Annotated in this window: 12 protein-coding genes; 1 reads left to right on the forward strand and 11 read right to left on the reverse strand. The window is 36.3% G+C overall.

Going from position 1 to position 22,185, the window contains the following annotated elements; genetic code table 11:
* Positions 1-15: 15 nt before the first annotated feature.
* The 9 genes from AC27H3_RS00230 to AC27H3_RS00270 all read right to left on the reverse strand — a co-directional run bounded on the left by AC27H3_RS00230 (position 16) and on the right by AC27H3_RS00270 (position 17,472).
* The gene (locus tag AC27H3_RS00230) at positions 16-6,633 is read right to left on the reverse strand and encodes a tandem-95 repeat protein (RefSeq protein WP_487102848.1); all 6,618 of its coding nucleotides are present in this window, start codon (positions 6,631-6,633) and stop codon (positions 16-18) included.
* 17 nt (positions 6,634-6,650) lie between these two features.
* Positions 6,651-7,862, reverse strand: a complete 1,212-nt coding sequence (locus AC27H3_RS00235) for a FecR family protein (protein WP_487102849.1) — start codon at positions 7,860-7,862, stop codon at positions 6,651-6,653.
* Positions 7,863-7,871: 9 nt separating this feature from the next.
* The gene (locus tag AC27H3_RS00240) at positions 7,872-9,191 is read right to left on the reverse strand and encodes a surface lipoprotein assembly modifier (RefSeq protein ID WP_487102850.1); all 1,320 of its coding nucleotides are present in this window, start codon (positions 9,189-9,191) and stop codon (positions 7,872-7,874) included.
* A 342-nt stretch (positions 9,192-9,533) separates the two neighbouring features.
* The gene (gene eda, locus AC27H3_RS00245; protein ID WP_487102851.1) at positions 9,534-10,154 is read right to left on the reverse strand and encodes a bifunctional 4-hydroxy-2-oxoglutarate aldolase/2-dehydro-3-deoxy-phosphogluconate aldolase; all 621 of its coding nucleotides are present in this window, start codon (positions 10,152-10,154) and stop codon (positions 9,534-9,536) included.
* Between the two features lie 66 nt (positions 10,155-10,220).
* Positions 10,221-11,156, reverse strand: a complete 936-nt coding sequence (locus AC27H3_RS00250) for a sugar kinase (RefSeq protein ID WP_487102852.1) — start codon at positions 11,154-11,156, stop codon at positions 10,221-10,223.
* Positions 11,157-11,237: 81 nt separating this feature from the next.
* The gene (locus AC27H3_RS00255) at positions 11,238-12,542 is read right to left on the reverse strand and encodes an MFS transporter (RefSeq protein ID WP_487102853.1); all 1,305 of its coding nucleotides are present in this window, start codon (positions 12,540-12,542) and stop codon (positions 11,238-11,240) included.
* Positions 12,539-12,919 (reverse strand): cupin domain-containing protein, encoded by a 381-nt coding sequence (locus AC27H3_RS00260; RefSeq protein WP_487102854.1) that lies wholly within the window; start codon positions 12,917-12,919, stop codon positions 12,539-12,541. Before AC27H3_RS00260 ends, AC27H3_RS00255 begins: the two co-directional genes overlap by 4 nt.
* A 9-nt stretch (positions 12,920-12,928) precedes the next feature.
* Complete coding sequence (locus AC27H3_RS00265; RefSeq protein WP_487103515.1) at positions 12,929-15,115, reverse strand: heparinase II/III domain-containing protein; 2,187 nt, start codon at positions 15,113-15,115, stop codon at positions 12,929-12,931.
* Between the two features lie 86 nt (positions 15,116-15,201).
* Positions 15,202-17,472, reverse strand: coding sequence for a chondroitinase-B domain-containing protein (locus AC27H3_RS00270; protein WP_487102855.1), 2,271 nt, complete (start codon positions 17,470-17,472; stop codon positions 15,202-15,204).
* A 445-nt stretch (positions 17,473-17,917) separates the two neighbouring features.
* On the opposite strand from AC27H3_RS00270, the gene AC27H3_RS00275 reads away from it, so the two are divergent.
* Complete coding sequence (locus tag AC27H3_RS00275) at positions 17,918-18,661, forward strand: FadR/GntR family transcriptional regulator (RefSeq protein ID WP_487102856.1); 744 nt, start codon at positions 17,918-17,920, stop codon at positions 18,659-18,661.
* Positions 18,662-19,083: 422 nt separating this feature from the next.
* Here the strand turns inward: AC27H3_RS00275 and AC27H3_RS00280 are convergent, their stop codons facing one another.
* The gene (locus tag AC27H3_RS00280; RefSeq protein ID WP_487102857.1) at positions 19,084-19,968 is read right to left on the reverse strand and encodes an NAD(P)-dependent oxidoreductase; all 885 of its coding nucleotides are present in this window, start codon (positions 19,966-19,968) and stop codon (positions 19,084-19,086) included.
* 883 nt (positions 19,969-20,851) lie between these two features.
* Positions 20,852-21,886 (reverse strand): recombinase RecA, encoded by a 1,035-nt coding sequence (gene recA / locus AC27H3_RS00285; protein ID WP_487102858.1) that lies wholly within the window; start codon positions 21,884-21,886, stop codon positions 20,852-20,854.
* Between the last annotated feature and the right edge of the window lie 299 nt (positions 21,887-22,185).

Below are 22,185 nucleotides of genomic sequence, written 5' to 3' on the forward strand. Positions count from 1 at the left end.
CTTATTCTTGTCAGATTAATTTAATTTATAGTGACTTATATTAATATTGTTTTTTTCTGTTGCATCTTGATAGCATTGGCCGGCAACAACAAATGAACTATTGTTAAGTAATATAATAGACTCGACACTTGCTGATGATGAGCAATTTAATTCAATATAATAGCCATTATCATCAAACGATGTATCTATATCGCCACTGGCTTTAATACGGCCGATCAGGTAACCACTGTTACCTAAAATTTCACCATAACCAGCGACAATAATATTGTTATTACCATCCATTAAAGCGTCTTTAACTATAGTATCTCCAAGCACCGCCATGGTATAGCTTGCTTTACCATCATCAGAGAAGCTAGTAACTAACTCACCTGATGATGTAGTTTTAACTACTTTAAGTGTCATTGGACTTAAAAAAGCTGAGCCACTTCCAATCCATACTAAGTCATTGTTGTTGTCAAATATTAATTTTTGTACGCTATCATCGTAAGATGGACTCATATCGATAGTTTGTTCATTATCTAATAGGCCTGTTGATAAGTACTTCACTACCAACATATCTTTATCACCGGTATCACGATTACCACCTGCAAAAATATTATCGCTAGCGTCGATTTCAACGGTTAAATAATCATCGGTGTTAGCACCTATAATATAGCCGGAGTTAGCCCCAGTATTAAACAAAGTATCAAGCTCACCGTTACTGGTTAATCGCAAAGCGAAAGCACTTATATTACCACTTTCAACATTACCCACGGCAATAAGCCTATCTAAGCTATCAGCCTTAACTTGATTAAATTTAATATTGGTTGAAGTTATAGCCGAGGTTGTATAAATGCCATTATCCCCAAAACTTAAATCTAATAATCCGTTTTGATCAATACGGGCAATAAAACCATTAGTTTTAGCACTTTCAGTAACATTACCATACACAATAAAATTGCCAGTTGATAATTCAAACATGCCATTTACTTTAGCACTGGTGCCAATTTTTAACTGCTTATGTCCGTCACTATCAAAACTATTATCTAATTGCCCTAAGTTGGTTAATCGAGTAAGAATAATATGTTGATTATTAGCATCGTCCGCTGTAGCAGCAGTTAAGTATTTACCTGCTTGAATGCCATTTTCAATTTGAATGATTTCAGCGGCAGTGTCATCTGAATATAAACTAGAATGTGTTAAGGTGTTTTTACCATTTACTATGTCATTTGTAGTAAGTAAATCGCCAGTAGAAGTAACCGCACTAATGCTCATATTTGTATCAGTACCTGAAGTAATATAACCTGGAATCCACATAGTTCGAGTATTTTCTATGCTCATAGAGTTTGCAAAAGCATCTCCTGCGGCATAATTTATTTTTTGATAGCCATTCACACCATAATTAGTGTCTAAAATACCTTCATCAGCTGAAATACGCGAGGTAAACGGTTTGCTTTTTCCATCGAATAATGTGCCACTTAAGTACAATTCGTTACCGGTTGCTGAAATACCTGAAAAATCAGCAAAGCCTGTACCTGCATCTACGTCGAACGTCACGATACCATTATCAGTAGGCCCAAAGTCAGTAATTTCACTAGTTTTAAAAATAGTTAGAATAAATGCATCCTTTGCGCCAGTACCTAAATCAGTCGCGCCCACTATGTGCGCTATATGCTCAGTTATGCTTAAACCACCTATCGCTTTCGCTTCATCATCTAACCCTAAGCCGCTAACATCGTAAAACTTGGCGTTACCACTATTAAAAGAAGTTTTGCCAATGTTGTCGTCAAATATCCAAGCGAATATGTCTGTATCACCATCGGCTGTTAAAACATTTCCGGCAATAACCATTTCTTCATTATGAGGGTTGTAAAGCGCAATTCCTTCATCGTTTAAATCAGCACCACTAATATCGATAGTAAAATGTGGTGAATCGAGCGTATCAAGCGGAGTATGATCATAAAACTCACCAGCAGTATCTATTTGTATAATCAGTAAGTCACTGTTACTCACTGCTGTCTGCACTTTACCAATAGCAAAGATATTATTGTTTGTCGCACCCGTATTATAAACCGCGTCGTTCACTGAAAGGATAGTATCTTCTTGGGTACAACGAAGGCCATTCGAACCAAAGCTAGTATCTAGCGTGCCAGTATCATCAACTTTGATAAAACAAATTTCAGTATTCGCCCCATTATCACTATTAAACGTTAGATAAAGCGCTCCAGAAACCTCAACAATAGCTTTACCGTATTCTTGTTGACCAAAATCAAAGCTTTGTATACCGTTATTACCAAAACTAGTATCTAAAGTACCATCATTGTTATAGGCCACTAAATACACATCTTTATCTATGTTATCTATGGAGCCAACAAAGTAAATTTTAGTGCCAACGTAAACTGAATCAGTTAATTTCGCCTGAGTTTTCAAGCCTGTTAACTCTAAAGAGCCAAAAGCCGTGCGACCAAAATTAGACTCTTCTTCTATTGAAGCGTCCCCTAAAATATCATCTACATTTACAGTAATGCCCACATCGACAGATTCGGCTACTGGATTACCATTATCGGTAATAGTGGCCGTTAATGTATGTACTTGAACAGTTTCAAAGTCTAAAGGAAAAATACCTTTTACTGAGACATCACCCGTTGATGAGTCGATTTGAAATAGATTTGTGTCACCTGCGCTAAGTGAGTAAAGCAGCGTATCATTTTCGATATCGCTCGCAGCAATGGTGCCAACAACATCACCTTCTGTGGCCACTTCTGTAATACTAAAAATATAAGAAGCTGCGCTTGGTGTAGGAGCATCATTTACAGCTTGAATATTAAGTGTAACAGTAACAATTTCACTAAAATCTTCTCCATCAGTAACGGTATAGCTGAAACCATTAGCACCAAAAAAGTTAGCTACAGGTGAAAAATTAAATGAGCCATCAGCATTAAAGGTTAAATCACCGTCAGTGGTATTATCAGAAGTAAGTACTACGGTTAACGAGTCACCATCAACATCGCTGGCATCTTCTAATAAATTATCAGTATCTGCTGCAGACTTACTAAAAGTAGCATCTTCATCGAAGGTATAGCTTTTTGTAGTACTTGATACAAGGGGAATATCATTAATAGGATTTATGGTTAATGTGACTCTACTGGTACCTATGCTATCACTCGTACCATCATTAACTTTATATTCAAATACTTTATCCCCAAAAAAGTTGAGTACTGGCGTATATATAAATGAGCCATCTGTATTCAGGGTTAAGTTAGGATCGTCGTCAGAAAACAAAGTCACAGTTAACGTATCACCATCAGCATCAGTCGCATTACTTAATAAGTTATTACTATCGCTCGCTAATAGTGTAAAGCTATTATCTTCCTCGAAACTAAAGCTTTTATTTCCTGTTAATACAGGGATATCGTTAACAGCATTTACAGTTAATGTAACACTAGCCTGAGCTGTACCACCATTTCCGTCACTTATTTGATAAACAAAATTGTCTGTAGTATTGAAGTTTAAATTCGGCGTATAACTAAACGCACCATTGCTATTTAAGACTAAAGAGCCATTACTTGTGCTAGAAACCAAAGAAACAGTTAAGCTATCGCCATCTACATCACTATCATTATTTAATAAGTTATTAGTATCTGAAGCTAATATATTTAAAACAATATCTTCATTAATACTATAGGCATCAGCAATGGCAATCGGCAGGTCATTAACAGCACTGACCGTTAGCGTAACGTTGCCTTGAGTACTGCCCCCATTGCCATCAACAACTTCATAGGTAAAGCTGTCTGTGCCATTAAAGTTAAGGCTTGGTGTATAACTAAATGCACCATTGGCATTTAAGGTTAAACTGCCATTATTAACAGTTGAAATCGGCGTTGACTTAATAGCTAAATTATCACCGTCTGCATCAGTTGCACCGCTCAGTAAATTGTCAGCATCACCAACTAATTTAATTAAATTACCATCTTCAAGAATAGTAAAGACCTTACTTACTATTATTTCAGGTACATCGTTTAGTGCGGCAACGGCTATCGTAACACTCGCCTCAGCCGTGCCACCATTACCGTCTTTTATTTGGTAAATAAAACTATCAACACCATTAAAGTTAAGATTAGGAATATAAGTAAATGAGCCGTCACTATTTAGCGTTAAATTACCGTTATTAACGTCTGACAACGGTGTAGTATTAATCCTGAAGCTACTTCTAGTAGCACTAGCTACAGGCGTAGTACTAACCGTTAAAGTATCGCCATCAACATCACTATCGTTACTTAATAAGTGATTATTGCTGCTTGGTAAAACTCTCAACACGGCATCTTCAGCAAGGCTATATCGGTCATTAACGGCTATTGGCGCATCATTTACGGGTAAAACAGTTAACACTAATGAACCTGAGCTAGGCCCATTAATGCTATCAGTCATTGAATAAGTAGCAGTAATTTCACCAAAAAAGTTTAATGCTGGAGTGATGTTAAGTTTATTATCTACAATAGCTGCTGTGCCATTTTCTAAACTAACCGATAGAATTGTTAGAAAATCACCTTCGCTATCCATATCATTCGCTAAAACATCAACTGTAATTGGCGTATCTTCGTTTGTGCTAGCAAGGTCATTAACAGCAACGGGTGCATCGTTTAATGGGATAACTGAGATATTTACATTTGCAGTATTAGTTAACCCTGTGTCACTAATAATTTGATAAGTAAAACTATCAACACCATTAAAGTCAGACTCTGGTAAATAGCTAAAACTACCATCGTCAGCCAACGTTAGACTGCCATTTTGAGGTGCGCTTACTGGTGTTGTATTAACTCGTAAAGATGAATTATCAATATTGGTATCATTAATTAATAAACCATTTGATACTTCAACAATCAGCTGAATATCTTCTTGAACTTGGTAGTTATCATCTAACGCAACAGGAATATCCGCCGTTGGGTTGATCGTAATAGTAACAAAAGCTTGGGCATTTAAGCCGGCTGAATTCTTTATTTGATATTGAAATTGATCTACACCAAAAAAATTACTATTGGGAATATAGGTAAAGGTACCGTCTAGCGCTAAATTTAACAGTCCGTGTTGTGGTTGAATCAGTAAAAGCTCTTGTAACTCAAAAGACAAATCATTTGGGTCACTATCGTTAGCTAAAATACCTAAATTAATAGCAGATACTACTAGTGTGCTATCTTCATCCACGGTGTAATTATCGTTAAGCGCAAGAGGAGGCAAAACATCACCGTTAGGTAATATGGTAACCCTTGCTTCGGCAGTGCCTCCTTGACCATCAGTAACTTGATAAACAAACTGATCGTTTTCAACTAAAACACCAAACGATTGATAAGAAAAACTACCATCAGCGTTAATTGATAAAGTGCCTGACTGGGGTGGAGTTACAGGTGTTGTCGTGATAGATAAATTATCGCCATCTATGTCAGAGTCGTTACTTAATAAGTTAGTATCAACGGCGCTAATATTCCCACTGGCATCGACACCATAAGCATCATCTATGGCTACTGGGTTATCATTTATAGGTAGTATTTCAAAAACTACCGTTGCTTCAGCAGTCGCCCCTTCAGCATCCATAACTCTATAACTAGCACTGTCAGTGCCGTGGAAATTTAACCTAGGAACATAAGTAAAGTTACCTTCATCATCGCGTGTTAATGTACCATTAATGGGTGCTAACAATATGCTTTCAATGATTAAAGGTAACCCTTCGGGATCAAAGTCATTATCGAGCATATTAACGGTAATGGTTTCATCTTCATTAACTTGGTAGCTATCGTTATTTGCAACAGGAGGTAGGTTCGTGACCCCCGTTAACTTAGCCAAACTAAAAGGCGCTGATTTTCCGCTTTCACCACCGTTATCAATACCTGTTACCAATAAATGATAATTTTTGCTTTCGTCGACATCATTAAATTGCGCTGTTGTGCCATTAATGGCCAATTGCTGAATACCGTTTTCTAGTTCAGTAGCATTCTCTGATGTTACACCGACTTCTGTCGTTGCATATAAATTATAGCGCTCTAGTTTTGAGTTCCCTGACCAAGAAACAGTAATAAGCCCATTTTCTCGGCTCGCACTTAATGCTGAAATTTGGATTGGCTGCCAGTTAACACTAAAGGCATCAACCACGGCGCTATTGCCTAAGCTATCTTCCACAACAAGCTCTATACGTAGTGAACCCGCTACTTCATCTGATAATTGAGGGTTAAAGCCGGTAATGGTCGCTTGAAAATCAGGAGTACAATTGTCTGCACATAAAACCAAACTACGCGCAGTGTTAGGCAAATATAGCGATACTTTATTCATTACATCAGTATCTGATGCAGTAACACCAAACGTTAAATTACCCTCAGCAATACCGGTTGTGTTGGGGTACCTGATGGTACCTAGTGCATTTGAAAAGCTAGTACTAACTGTGCTATTACTCTCGCTTTGTGTGCCCGCAACTTTTTGTGGCGTAGCAAGTGTTAAACCTGACTGCCCAGTTAAATCAAAAGTTTGTGCACTAGGCACTTGAGGAGTAGTTACTACCGGAGCAGTATCAACTGTTTTTTGTTCAGATGCTGAGTCACCACCTCCGCCACCACAAGCGGTAAGGCCCAATAAAGTAATAATATATATACATCTATTAATATACATTTTAAAAATCCTAATGTTTATGGGCGAATAGTAAATGAACCGTCGGCATTTACTGATGGGTTATTAACTTCTTGTAAATCAAAACCACCAATAATTTCATCTAAACCATTGGCAAAAGCACCAAATATAATACCTTCAGCTCTATTATCACCATGCGAAGCAAAGTTAATACCTAGGTCAAGTTGATCAATATTAATCAGCCCTGAGTAAGCGGCAAACCATTCGCCACCGCTGTCAGAAAAACTCAACGTACCGCCTGGTACAGAAGCATTATCAAAATCTATGGTCATGTTGATAGAAAAATCACTTACTGCCCCAACACTCGAAACGATGGCACTTTGGGTTACATTATTATAATCAATAATGCCTGTGCGTTCTGCTAACAGCTCTGCGGTAGGTGTACCATCAATACCTTGCTGATCAGACTCATCATAAACATCGAGGTCGTCAGGAGTTATTCTATCATCTGCATCGAAGTCTATACCTAAAGGGCTCACATCTGAGTCAGCTAATACAGTTTGTGTTGTTTCGGGTGATTCATTAATATCGCTCTCTTCATCGACATCACTAGGTGCAACATCAGAAAAGCCTAAAGAAATAGCGGCTGGTGCTTGAGTCATGCGGGTTACTTGTCCTTGAGCATTTACAGAAGCAAACGCGAAGTCTTCTGAGCTGCCAAGTGATAAAATACTTTGATCGTTTAACTCAACATCAATATTACCGCTGTATACCGCTAAAAAAGTGTCTCCTCCAACAACTTCAACAGCAAAGTGTGTACCACGAATACCAATACTTCCTACTGGGGTTTTAACTTGGTAATCACCACCCGATTTTTTAATCAAGCCACTTATTGAGCGAAAACCTCCGTTAACAACTTCAAGCGTTGCTGAAGACTCTCCTGCCTCTGGACTATAGTTGTAATTAGTGATTAAAATTTCTGTATTTGCTTTTAAAGTAATTAATCCACCATCATTCATACTAAATTGGGCTTTACTTTTATCACCAGTAACGATTTTATCTACGGTGAATATTTGTGAGCGACGTTTAAGTTTGCGTTTTTCATTATTATCGACATTAAACGACTCCACAGTTCCCTTGGCTAGAATAGTTTTTCCTGCAACATCACTTGCTAAAGCTGAACTTTGTGAGCCCAAAACATAAATAAAAAGCGTGCATAATAAACGAGTATTAAAAACTTTACGCTTGGTTAAATAGTTAATTTTTTTCATCGTTTACCCCTAAAAGCTCATACGAGCAGATAAATTAATTTCAGCACGTTGATAGGAAAAAAGTGCAAGGTTACTATCTTTGTCTTGCATATTAGCACTTAATTGATAGGTCCAATTCGTAGAATCTTTATATTGAATTGACGAACTAAACAACCACATATCATCTTTCTGCTTTTCTAAGAAAAAAGGATGCTCGTGCTGATAAGCTTGGTGTTGAAAAGCAATATTGGCCGTTGCCAACCATTGTTGATTAATAGCAAAATTAACCATGTAATTAATCGTGTTAGTATCTTTGCTATTGTGCTGGCTTTCGACAAACTCACTCTCTTCTTGAGAATAAATAAGTGAGAGAACATGTCGCCATTTTTGCGTTAGATATTGAGCCGATAATTGAATGGAAGCGTCATCGGTATTTAAAAGTTTATTGATATCATTTTTAGTTTTACCTATAAAGGCTTGCGTTGAAAGCATCCATTGTTGATTAAGAGTCTTACTTAAGCCAAAAGTGGCACCATATTGTGTTCGGTAATATTCACCATCTAACCAAAGTGGCACAGCTCTAAAACCAACATTGGCACTAAAAGCTTCAAAATCTTGATGATATTGCACGTTAGTTCTAAGTGTTATTCGGTTAAATTCAGGCTCATTAAAAAAGCGATGTAATTTGCCACTACCAAAAAATGTTAATTTCGACGACTGAGTTAACGCTTTAGTGCCGTTTAATTGGTAGCCAAGCCCTAAATAACTATCACTGCTTTCTTTACTGCTTTCAGAGAGGAGAATTTCTTGGTCTAAAAAAGGTAAATAAATGTTATCTTCGCTAGTGCCGGCATTTATATTCGAGTCATACCCCAAACTCACATTAACTGACTGTTGTATAAATAATGATTGCTTATTAAGTGCAACACTTGACTGACGGTTTAAACTTTCTGTTGAGCCTTTAAGCTGTGGAGATATTGCGTCAATATTAATTAACGACTGCGTAATTTCGACAGACGCATGATAATTTTTCATTAGATGATAAGCACGGGCAAGGTAATATTGTGCATCTAACCACTGCGGCTTATTCGCAACAACACGCTCAAATGCATACACAGCAAATTCATTCTCTTTTACTTTAAGCGCCGCAATACCATAAAGAAAATCAAAGTCTGGATCGCCTAAATGTTCATCTTCAAGGCTGGTTGCCAACTGCCATGTACTGCTAGCATCATTGCTTCTAATTTGTTTTGAAAAGGCGGCATAGGCACTATTGTCGCGAAATGTTTGCGCATTAATTGCAGAACTGGCGAATAACAACAAGAAAGTAATTAATAAAACGATCTTCACTCGACCATCCTTATGAGAAGATTAATATTACTTTATTCAAACTTATAAACCGTAAAAAAGCAATTAAATAATATCTAAATTTATGATAATCAGTACTGTACGCACATTCTACCCTACTAATATTATTCGCCTAAACTTGCATAATTATTCTAAATACTGATTAATAACGTAGCATTTGAAATAGAATGATAAAAGTTGGTTTTGACATTAGTAATTAAATTTAAGGTAAACAAGTAATTATATTAATAGTCAGCCTCTAAATCTCAAGCATTAAAAAATAACAAAAAAGCCGGTGACCCATTAAAGGCAACACCGGCTTTTTATTATTAAAAGTTGAATTGATTAACTGTTTAACGCTGTCTTACAGGCATCTGTAATTTTAGACCACTGCTCATTAGCAACCCATTCTGGATTCGCGACCCATGTTCCACCCACAGCAAAAACATTATTTAATGCTAAAAACTCATGTTGATTGTCTTGATTAACACCACCGGTAGGACAAAAAGAAATTCCCTTAAATACTGACCCCATAGCTTTTAGAAAAGGAGCGCCACCTGATAATGAAGCTGGAAATAGTTTTACTTCACTATAACCAAACTCTATAGCTAACAAAATGTCAGCCGTGTTAGATACCCCTGGTACTACTGGAACTTTGCAATTAGCTAAGTGTGTTAACAAGCTTGGTGAAATAGCTGGTGTAATTATAAAATCGCTGCCAGCATCTATTGCTTGTTGCAAAATGTCTGCATTAATAATAGTGCCCGCACCAATTTTTAATGCTGGGAGTTCTTTTTTAATAGCTTTAATAACATCTAGTGATGCTTCTGTTCTTAATACAACTTCTACTAAGTCAATCCCTGCAGCAGACATAGCCTTTGCTATTTCTACCCCTTGAGTAACGGTGTCTGCCTGAATAATAGGAAGTAACTTTTGCTGGCCCATTAAGGTAGAGAATAATGTCATGAGTGTTCCTTTTGTACAATTTTATAAAATAAGTAAACTAAGCGAATAGATACTAGGCATTAATAATTAAGATGCCATAAACTGTTGGTAAGCTGTTTTGTCTACAATGGCACCTTTGTGCTGTATAACAAAGCCTGCTGCTTTTGAGGCTAAAGCAATTGAATCAACGACCGAACGCCCTTCAAGACGCGCGCCTAAATAAACACCATTAAATGAATCACCCGCAGATGTAGTATCAACAACATTTTCAACTGGAGTAATTGCAAAGTGTGTAATTTCGCCATTTAAAACGACTAAAATACCTTGCTCACCGTTTTTGATGATTAACTCATTTAAAGCAAATTGTTGACAGTAGTTATTTACTTCTTCTGCTATTTTCATGCCAAATAGCTGCTCAAAATCATCAACACCAGGGAGCGATAAATCAGACTTTTCTAAAGCAAGCTCAAATTGATCTTGAGCTTCTTTAGGACTACTCCACAATCGAGGTCGGTAATTAGGATCAAAAACTATTTTTACGCCAGCCGCCTTTAATCTGTCGATTAAGTTCCAGAAGTCTGATCTTGCTGAAGGTTCAATCACAGCTAAAGAAATACCTGAAAAGAAAAACATATCGCCTATAGATAATCGACTAATGGCTTCGTCTGTTATATGTTGCATAACTTGCCTAGCAGCAGAGTTTTCACGCCAATAAGTAAAACTTCGCTCACCTTGGTCATCAAGCTGAATTGAATATAAACCTGGAATTTTAGTCTCAGATTGATAAACAAAATCAGTTCCAATGTTTTCACTTTTAAAGTATTCGATCATGTCTACGCTAAATTTGTCTTGACCAACAGCCGTGACCAAGTGCACTTTTTGTTCGGAAAACGTACGTTTCAAATAAACTGCCGTGTTAAAAACATCTCCAGCAAACGATTGTTTCATTGTATTAGCTGGCTGATCCTTTGAAGCAGCCATCAGCTCAATCATACATTCACCGAATAAAAAAATGTTTTTCATTTACAAACCTTAATAACTGACTTAAATAAAATAAAATTCTCGGAATCAGTTTCCGAGAATTTATGCTTTAATGTTTAATACTTAACTTTTAACTTTAGCTTTCAATGGCTCAACTTTTGGAATAAGTATCCAAATAGCAGCAATGGCAATTACAGCTAACGATGCTCCGATAACAAATGCAGGGGTGTAGTTTCCGTCTGCGGTCAAAATAGGCACTAACGCCGTTAAACCTAAAGCACCAAGTTTAGCAGCCATACCAGAGAAGCCGGCTAAAGTACCAACCGCTTTTTTGCCAAACAAATCACTTGGTAAGGTTTGTACATTACCGATAGCGGTTTGGAAACCAAACAAGATAACCGCCATAATCATTACAGCAGTAGTTGGCCCACCTGGATTAGCCATAGCTAACAATGCCGGTAACATAATTAAACAACCCAAAGTTATAGTAAGCTTACGCGTTTTATCTGTGTTCCAACCCGCTTTAATACGATTTTGAGCAAGTAAGCCACCAAACCAAGCACCAAACATAGCGCCAACATAAGGAACCCAACCGTAAATACCAATAGATTTAACATCCATGGCATAAACTTCGTTCAAGTAAATAGGGATCCAAAATACAAATAACCACCAAATAGGGTCAATCGCAGCAGAAGCAATAATTACGCCCCAGCTTTCTTTACGAGACAGTAATTCTTTAGTAGAAGGGTTATATTCTTTGTCATCTAAAGTACAATCTGCATCCGTATTTCGTTGGCCTGTTAAAATATATTCACGTTCTTCATCAGTGATCCAAGGATGAGATTTAGGTGGCGCTTTTACCAGTATTATCCAAGGAATCAACCATAGCAAACCCACTAAGCCAATAACGATAAACACCATTTGCCAGCTAAAATAAACCGTTAAATAGGCAATTAATGGAATGGCAATAATACCGCCAATAGCAGCACCTGAATTAAAAATACCTTGCGCTAAAGCACGCTCTTTAGTTGGGAACCAATCAGCATTACTTTTAGCTGCGCCAGGCCAGTTACCTGCCTCTGCCACACCTAAAATAGCACGGAAAATACTAAAGCTAAGAACGCCTTGTGCAAAGGCATGAGCAGCCGTTGCCAGAGACCATACACCGATAGATAACACAAAGCCTAAACGTGTACCTACCCAGTCAAATATTTTACCAAATATCGCTTGACCAAAAGCATACGACAAGATGAAGACGATAGAAATATTGGCATATATTTGCTTACGCTCTAAAGCCGACTCATCCGGAAACAAATCTTCTACAATATCAGGCCAAAGAACACTAAGTGCTGAGCGATCGATGTAGTTAATCACAGTTGCTAACGCAATAAGCGCAATAACCCACCAGCGTAAATTTTTCATTTTCATGCGCTAGTTTCCTTATTATGAATATGGTCAAAAGCACCTTCTTCAACAAAGTCTTCACGTGCAGGGCTAAAAGTATCAATTAAAATCCCACCCGTTGGGCATGTAGCACCGTGGTCAGCGTGTGGCGGTATAAAACAACTATCACCAGGTTTTAATATTTGCGTTACGCCATCAATATTAAAGTGAAATTCACCTTCAACCACATAAGTTACTTGAGAATGTCTATGTGCATGGTTGTAACCAATAGCACCTTCAGCAAACCAAATTTTTACCGCCATAAGCTCATGGTTGTAACCTAACATTTGACGTTTTAAACCACCGCCTATGTCTTCAATTTCTGCTTCATTACCTAATGTAAAATGTGCACTCTGACTCATAGCTGACCCCTACTCTTTAATATTGAACAATTTAAAACGGCCATCAAATTGATATTTAGAGCCATTAAACGAAAATGTGTTTAGTTGATTATTTTTGATTTTATCTGCGGCATTAAACGCTAATAGATAATGCTTATTGCCACTTAAAATAATTTCTACTAAATCTATATTATTAATTTTTTTGTGTGTTAACTGTTGTACTTTACTTACCGCTGATAGGGTAAATTCTTTTGATGGGTTATATTCGCCATGTGGCTCTAATACACTAACAAAGGTATGACTTTTAGCTTTTTCTTTTCGATTAATAAAAGCGTTTTCATTACGTAAATTAAACAATGGATCGTTCGCGCCAATTTGAGTAAATATAATTGAAGCATCGCCATCCATCATTGATGAACTTGTATAGAACCTACCATTGTCATTTAACCATGTTATTTGCGATAAACCTGCCTTCGGTTGAGCTTGCGCTTTCAACCATAAATGTTGATAACCATTCTCTGTGCCAAGTACTGGTAAGCTAGTTAAGTTGGTCGCCAACTCAAAATTTGTACTGATAAGATGACCTTTATAGTGTACAGGTAAATCGTATTGATGCGCTTCATTAGAGTTAACCTCGAATACATCAACCACTAAAGACTGTTCAGGATCTTTGCTGTTTAGCATAGGCAAGTTTATTAATGCCATTGTACGTTTTAAAGATACGTCATCATAAGCACTGTCAATGTACGCCGAACTGATAGTAACATCGTCATTTTTTGCAAAAAACACTAGCTCAGGATGATTAGCATTCCCTTTTTTTACATTCGCATTAAAGTGCGTTTTTTCATCTACAACCACAGTGTTATGTGCAACTGTTTGTTTCGCCCAAGTGTCATTCTCTGGTAAGTATCTACCGCCAAACTTTGCTTCAACATTTAAGAAACGAGCAGCGCCATAGTCTGAAACTATTTCTGCGCCTTTATCGTAAAACTGCCAAGTTAGCTTATCAAAATGTCCATGACCTAAACCTTGCGCAGCAGGTTTGAACAATACAGCTTGCTCGCCACCAACGTTTTGACGCATAACAACAAGCGCACCTTGTTTGCCGTCGTTGCCATCACCAAAAGCTACTGACTTAAACTTATAAGGTGTATCTAAGTTATTATCTAACGCGTTTGCTACCTTTAGGCCATCACCAGTTAATATAACTTGGTTTTGTTGACGTGCAATATCAAGTAACGATGAATCTTGTGTTAGTCCGTAAGCAATAGTGACACCATTAACTAATTCAATGGTATCAATACCTTTACTCTTGATCGCATCGTTAATTGGGAAGAAAAGCATGTTGTAACTTAGCTGTATTGTGGTATCAATCGCTTTCAGTACAATGCCATCGCGATATTCAAATATCTTACGTTCAGGCTGATTAGAATGAATGGCTTTAGCAAATGTTACAAATGGCATTAACGCATAACGTTGATAATAAGGACCTTCGTTGTAATAACCTTGTGGTGAGAACAACTCATCAAGTTGTCTTAAAAAACCACCTGTGCCTGATTTATCTAAACCATAAAGCGCTTGTTCAACCCACTCTTGCTCGCCAAGCACGTAGCCTGTCATGCCTACAGCAGCTGTAGTCCATGTGCCGTGGTTATGTACTTTATTAAATGTTTCAGGTGACTCTACCGATAAAAATTTAACAACAGGGCGAAATAAGCCATTTTCTATTGTTGTTTTGTCAGTTGTAGACAATGAGCTTAAAATTAGGTCATAAGCTTGGCTGGTATAAACCAACCAAACCGCCTCATTTAAACTTTGCCAAAATAATTTCCCTGGGTTTTGCTTGCCCATTTTTCTTTGCGGGTGCAAAGGTAGTGTTGGATATAAATTGGCATACTCAAGCAACATATCTCGAACATATCTGGCATATTTATCATCTTGCGTTATCTGATAAACAACACCAGCGTCATACATTAATTTATAGTTTTTCTTATGACGTTCGTGCGTATAACCGCCGCCACCATCTTTAGGTAAAGGTACGGTAATGGCTTGAGCTATTTGTTTATCTACAGATGCCTTACGTGCAACAAAAGCTTCAGTAAATTGACCGTCTTGTTTAATTGCACCACGCATGTCTTTAACGTCTTCAGGTGTAATAACCAAGTTAGGGCTAGTTCTAGCTAAAGTACTAGTACTTACCATTAAAGCCAAAACCATTATAGCTAAAACTAATAAGCTATTATTTAAGCTAGATAACCTAAATACAGAAAGTGACATTTGATTAAAAAATTTCATAGCTGCTATTAATCCGATTGCTTGTTATTTGATAGCACGGCAGTGTGCGGGCCTTTAGCATGTAACTCTTTTACGCTAGGTGATGCTGTTTTATTTAAAACATTGTTTGTAACTTCCGTAATCGGCTCGCCAACAGTATGCTCTATAACAATATCAGCCGTGTTGTTAAAGGTATTATTTTCAACATTAGTAACTTGTACACCATGTAAATAAAGACTTGACGATGTTTTGTTACGTTTACCATTACTACTATTATTAATTTTATTTTCAAACATAGCTAAGTGTGGGCCAAAAGTACTTTCATCCGTTCCACCACGATATAAATTAACTAAAGTGCCTTGCACATTATTAAAAGTGTTATTTTTAAGCGTGACATATTCAGCGTTATAAATACCTAAATCTTCAATTTCTTTATTTAAGCGTAAGAAGTCACCGGTAATATTGGTAAAAGTATTACCTGTTAATTCAATATAGTCAGCAAACGAGCCATTACCAGCATCAAAGAAATGAAAAGAGTGATTAATATCAAGTGCACTTACCGAACTGTTACGCATAACAAAACGATAATTATCAACCATGCCCCACTTTTGAGTTCGTACTAATGTATTTCCAGCTGCATCAGGGCTACTTTTACCTGTGATAGTTAAACCATCAAGTGTTAAGCTACCGCCATCAGAAATTTGAAACAATGTAGAACGTTGAAAACTAATAACAGCCTTACCTTTATGCTGTGCTTTAATCGTTAGGGTTTTGTTAATATCGATCATTTTTCTGGCTTCATATTCACCATCAGCCAATATAAGTACATCACCATTACTTGCTGCAGCTACCGCATTGAATAATGCATCACCTTCAGCGTTAACATGAACAGTTTTACCTGATTCAAAAGCAATTAAACTATCAACCTTCGGGTACCAACTAGGACCTGTAGCTGATTTTAATGTTGGCGTTAAGCCTTTGTTAGCACCTTTATCAGCAAACTTAGAAGATGTTGGATAAAGTAAACCGTTCTTAGCTCTTTTAAGTTCAACATTTTGCTTTTCAATGCCAGATGCAAGAGACGCTAACGCGACGGTATTAGCTACATTGCCTTTAAACTTTATACCGCTAACATCATCAAACAAAGTAAATGGTTGGTTGCCATCTTCATTAATAATTAAATTATTTTTTATCGTTGAGTTAATCGGTACTGCACTTCTTTCTGCATCACTACCAGCTGCTAGCTGAATATGTTTGACATTGACTAAAGTATTATTTTCAATTAATGCGTTTTCAACTTGATGATAACGATTAATCGATGAGTTAGGTACACCGTTCATTACGGTAAAACCGCTACCAAAACGATAACCTGTTAACCCTTCTAAGTAGTTGTTACGAATAATTTGATCTTTATTAATGACTCGAATACCGCCGGTATGATCAACACCATTACCAATAAATACATTTTCTTCAATTAAATTACCATTACCATGGCGCATGGTAAGTGTACCTCGCGACTCAAAGAAAACATTGTTACGAATTTCATTTTTCCCTGACTTAACTGAAATAATTTCAACTTCACCGTCACAACGATCAAAGTAGTTATTTTCAACCACAGTAAAAGAATTTGATAAAGAGTAATGGCTAGTACCAATACGTAGTGTTTCACCACCATTAGAGCCTAAGATTGGACGTGGACCAAAATAGTTATGGTCTATTTTATGATGATTCTCTTGACTCTCTTCTGTATTAAGGCGAACAGCGACAGTAACACCTTTATTACGTTTACCAGAAAGGTAGTTATGATCTAAACGATTATATTGGCCATAAATTGCAACCCAATAATCAGACTCACGCTTATCTGGATTACTGAAATTATCAATAACAACTTCAGTTACACGTGAATGAAAAGCTAAATTGTCTTTATTACTTCTAAAAGAAACAACAGCGCTGCTTGGTGTATAACCATCTTTAAATACTAGGCCTGAAACAACTAAATGCTCACCTGCTAGGCGCAAGTTAGATTGTCCGGTAAGAAAAACCTGTCCTTTAGTTTCAGCTTCTAAGGTAATGGGGTTATCTTTTGTGCCAGTGCCTTCAAACAAAATTTCAAAGTTATTATAAGTACCATTTGCTAAGACAATATTGTCACCCGCTTTAACTGCTTTCATCGCCTTTTTATAAGCTGCTTGGTCATCAACCAACCACTCTTTCGCTACTAGCGAGTTTGCTGTTAGCGCTAAACATAGCGTTAAGGTAAAACAACCTAGTAAATTAGGTGATAATTTTGTTTGTTGCATAAAATGACCTATAAAATTAAAGTTTAAAATTTGGCGTTTTATTAATAAAAGTATAATAACGTCAACATATTTATATTGATTAAATTGAGCCTTCCTAAACTAAATAACTTCTCACATTCACTATAATTGGGCCAAACAGCTCGGTTTATAATGCAAAAGTTAGCTCGCGAAATACTTATAAATTACCTTTAATCCAATTTAACTGATACCAACACCAATTGTCAACCAAATAACATTACCAAACAATAAGTAATTGGTAATAATAAAAGTTTCATTATATGCAAAAAGAGCTTACCTAAATTCTATTTACCTCTAGACCAAAATGGTATATAACAGATATGTAACTAATAGGTCAAAGCCTAATAGCTTTGCCATAAGCCAGTGAAAACGATATCATTAGTAATTGATGTTTTTACTTTAATATAAGTTAGCTAAGGAAAATAATATGGGCAGCAACCGCAGGCTGTTTTGGGGTATTGTAGATAAAATTGAAGCATTAATAGATTCTGGAGTTTACTCTCCAGGAAGTCGCTTACCACCAGAAAGAGAATTAGCAGAAACATTTAAAGTAAGTAGACCAACTATTCGTGAAGCAATTATTGCTTTAGAAGTGCGTGAAAAAATTGAGGTAAAAACTGGCTCAGGGGTTTATGTTTTAAAGCCGGCCAATCAACTTGCTGGTTCGCACAAGCAAGTCAATGCATTTGAAGTAACTCAAGCACGCGCTTTAATAGAAGGCGAAGTAGCTGCAATTGCCGCAACTACCATTACTGAAGACGAATTAGCTCGATTACACCAAACCTTAGTTGATATGGAAAAAGGGCAATTTATTGCTGCGGCTGATAAAGAGTTCCACCAAATTATTGCTAATGCGACTCGCAACAGCGCAATGATACTTTCTGTACAAAATCTTTGGAAGTTACGTTCATCAACACCTGAAATAATTAAAGACTATGACAGTGTATGTAGCAAAGATAACTCAAGAACTTTAGCTGAACATACAGCAATCTATCAAGCGCTTAAATCTGGTGATTCAACCCAAGCAAGGTTTGCCATGCATGGTCACTTTAATCGCTTAATTAATGCCTTATTTGATGCTGTTGAATTAAGAGCTTTAGAAGAAATAAAACAGAAGAACAGTGAAAAACGTGGCTTATATTCAATACCTAGTTCTGGCGAAATTCAATAAATATTTACTACAATTTTTAACAGAAAAGGTCTCTTTATAAGAGACCTTTTTTATATCAAGCTAAACATACCCCTGGGATCTATTAAAAATCTCTCATAATCATCGTAGCACCTATTTTAATTGTTAAGTGCTCTACTCCTTAACCAGTTAAAACTTATTATTACTAGCCACAGAGCTTAGCCAGTAACTACGCAAGTTATAAATTTTATAACAGCCTAGTTACTCTTTGTTACCATTAAAAGTTAGCAGCGAATTATTTACTTTGATATTACATCAAGTACATAAAGTTATGCCAAATAAGCTTGATTTTACAAACACAAAAAAACCAAAGACCTTATTCAAGATCTTTGGTTTTTAAATTTTAATTTCTATTTCAATAATTCCAATTATATTTAATACTTTTGGTATTTAGTGCTATCTAATTACTTAGCTAGTTTAGTATTAAAGTAATCAAATATAACAGGTACATCACTTTGGCCAAGACCAGCATCAACAGCGGCTTGTAAGTTAGCAGAAGTACCTTGAGCGATTAACGACTCGCCACCTAGATCTGAAACCATTTGATTAAAATAACCAAGATCTTTATTGGCATTAGCAACAGAGAAACCTAACTTTTCTTCACCGTCTACAGCATAAAACTTAGTAAACTGCATAAATGGAGAGTTAGAAGGTCCAGCAGACATAATGTCAAATAATTGCTGTCCATCTACGCCTGCAGCTTTAGCTACAGCAAAAGCTTGTGACATTGCAGTAACCGTAGTCATGCCAATGAAGTTATTAATTAGCTTAGTTGTATGACCCGCACCTAAAGCGCCTAGGTAAAATACGTTTTCGCCTTGTTGCTCTAATACTGGCTTAACTTTGTTAAAAGTTTCTTCGTTACCAGCAGCCATAATGTTAAGTAAACCATCTTTAGCATGAGCAGGAGTACGACCCAATGGAGCGTCAATCATGCCAGCACCTTTTTTCGCAAGGTCAGCACCAATTTTACGCGTTGAATCAGGAATAGAAGTACCAAAATCAATTAGTGTTTTGCCTTCACTCATACCCGCTAAAATGCCATCTTCAGCATAAACAACTAACTCAACCACTTTAGAAGTTGTTAGCGCAAGCATTACGATGTCACTTTTCTCAGCTAACTCTTTACCTGATTTAACTTCAGTAGCATTACCGCGAGCTATAACTTTTGCAACAGCATCTTTATTAAGATCCATTACATTTACTTGAAAACCACGAGTTTGTAGGTTTTCAACCATATTGCCGCCCATAAGACCAAGGCCAATGAAACCTATAGTAGGTTTTGTCATATCTAACTCCTAAAATATTAGTGTTTATTTATTTGATAACAAACATTACTCACCTTAATTTAGGCGGCATGCTAATTTTTGAGTAAATCAGGCTAATTCTATTAAGCCTTAAGTTAGTCTTTAGTAAAAATATAGACTAGCTTCAAATGCAACTCATTAATAATATTGGTATAAACACTTATATTCACACAGTATTTATACAAGCTTATTGTTAAGTTATATTCGAAACAATAAGTAATAACTAGATACTAACCAAAGGTACATTAGGTGTCAACCAATTATTAAATATTGGTAATAATCAAAGCTTGAACCATTATCAGCAATTGGTTTGAAAGATATTTAACCTCAATTAAGGTGTGTACTTTTATTGTTTAAATTTAGCTGCTAAAAAACGAGAAATATACACGGCGAAGCTTTTTCTATTGAGTTATAAAATCAAAGCCATTAAAGAAATATATATTCATGGTTAGATATTATATTGCGTTTTTGTGTAATGATATTCAGAAAGTAGATTCATTATTGGTAATATAGTGATAGTGATAGTGATAGTGATAGTTTTATATTATCGGGTGTTTCTAACTTATTTATTCAACCCACAGCTAAGCTTATTTACAAAAACCATAAAATCAATAATAAATTTCAACTTTACACGCTAGCTCAGAATATGTAACTTGCTAGTTATAAAAATTTTTATTTATTCAGTTGCTACTCTTTATTCACTCTTTGAGGCATGTACCTATATAAAGTGTGTACATAGGTAAGCTTATGTATGTGTAATAAGCACCCACATTTTCTTAACTCCATATAATAATCACTAAACACTATGCGTAAAAAAAGCCACTTATATAGTGGCTTTTTTCTCTAACGTAACGTAACTTAACTTTTATTTTGCTACGGCAGCAGCCTTCTCATCAGCTTCTGCAGGTTTAGTTTTTGGTAATAATAACTCACGCAAGCGAGTATCAATTTCTTTCGCTACTTCAGGGTTTTCTTTCAGGTATTTGGCTGCGTTTGCTTTACCTTGACCAATTTTGTCACCTTTATAGCTGTACCAAGCACCGGCTTTTTCAACCATTTCGTTTTTAACACCTAAGTCTACTAATTCACCTAAGCTGTTAATACCTTCACCGTATAAAATTTGAAACTCAACTTGCTTAAACGGTGGTGCAATTTTGTTTTTAACTACTTTAACACGTGTTTCGTTACCAACGATTTCGTCACCATTTTTAACAGCACCTATACGGCGAATGTCTAAACGAACCGAAGCATAGAATTTTAATGCATTACCACCTGTTGTTGTTTCAGGGCTACCAAACATAACACCAATTTTCATACGAATTTGGTTAATGAAGATAATCATGGTATTTGACTGTTTCAAATTACCGGTAAGTTTACGCATAGCTTGTGAAAGCATACGAGCTTGCAAGCCCATGTGTGAATCACCCATGTCACCTTCAATCTCAGCTTTTGGTGTTAAAGCAGCTACCGAGTCAACTACGATAATATCAATTGCACCAGAGCGCGTTAACATGTCACAAATTTCAAGCGCTTGCTCACCCGTATCAGGTTGAGACACTAATAACTCGTTAATATTAACACCTAACTTTTCAGCATAGATTGGGTCAAGTGCATGCTCAGCATCAACAAAGGCACAAATTTTTCCATTACGTTGTGCTTCAGCAATAACTTCAAGTGTTAATGTTGTTTTACCACTTGATTCTGGACCGTAAATTTCAACAACACGTCCAAGCGGTAAACCACCAGCACCTAGTGCAATATCTAATCCTAATGAACCCGTTGAAATTGTTTCAACGTCCATGCTGCGATTATCACCTAACTTCATAATTGAACCTTTACCAAATTGACGTTCGATTTGGCCTAAGGCAGCTGATAATGCTTTTTCTTTGTTATCGTTCATTTGTTGCTCCAAAATAATTTAGGTGCTTAATTCGTTTAATTGAGCAAAGTATACTGTATAGTCGTACAGTATCAAGTTTTTTATTGATTTATTTTTTTATCAATAAAAAACTTAATAACCGGTACTTTTATCTTACTGATATAAAATAACTTATTTAACATTAGTAACTTTTGTCAATTTCAGTTTAAAAAGTTACTAATGTATTTTTTACTGTAGTTTACAGTACATGATTTATAATCGTGGAGAGATTTTGTCAATTTATATAAAAGGTGTTTATTTTATTAAACCTTTTATAGCTA

The organism is Colwellia sp. NW0002-52-1, assembly GCF_057550865.1.

Excerpts from the sequence above, each read along its gene's own strand:
- AC27H3_RS00230 (WP_487102848.1), bottom strand. The coding sequence starts at position 6,633 with ATGTATATTAATAGATGTATATATATTATTACTTTATTGGGCCTTACC.
- AC27H3_RS00235 (WP_487102849.1), bottom strand. The coding sequence starts at position 7,862 with ATGAAAAAAATTAACTATTTAACCAAGCGTAAAGTTTTTAATACTCGT.
- eda (WP_487102851.1), bottom strand. The coding sequence starts at position 10,154 with ATGACATTATTCTCTACCTTAATGGGCCAGCAAAAGTTACTTCCTATT.
- AC27H3_RS00250 (WP_487102852.1), bottom strand. The coding sequence starts at position 11,156 with ATGAAAAACATTTTTTTATTCGGTGAATGTATGATTGAGCTGATGGCT.
- AC27H3_RS00255 (WP_487102853.1), bottom strand. The coding sequence starts at position 12,542 with ATGAAAATGAAAAATTTACGCTGGTGGGTTATTGCGCTTATTGCGTTA.
- AC27H3_RS00260 (WP_487102854.1), bottom strand. The coding sequence starts at position 12,919 with ATGAGTCAGAGTGCACATTTTACATTAGGTAATGAAGCAGAAATTGAA.
- AC27H3_RS00265 (WP_487103515.1), bottom strand. The coding sequence starts at position 15,115 with ATGGTTTTGGCTTTAATGGTAAGTACTAGTACTTTAGCTAGAACTAGC.
- AC27H3_RS00270 (WP_487102855.1), bottom strand. The coding sequence starts at position 17,472 with ATGCAACAAACAAAATTATCACCTAATTTACTAGGTTGTTTTACCTTA.
- AC27H3_RS00275 (WP_487102856.1), top strand. The coding sequence starts at position 17,918 with ATGGGCAGCAACCGCAGGCTGTTTTGGGGTATTGTAGATAAAATTGAA.
- AC27H3_RS00280 (WP_487102857.1), bottom strand. The coding sequence starts at position 19,968 with ATGACAAAACCTACTATAGGTTTCATTGGCCTTGGTCTTATGGGCGGC.
- recA (WP_487102858.1), bottom strand. The coding sequence starts at position 21,886 with ATGAACGATAACAAAGAAAAAGCATTATCAGCTGCCTTAGGCCAAATC.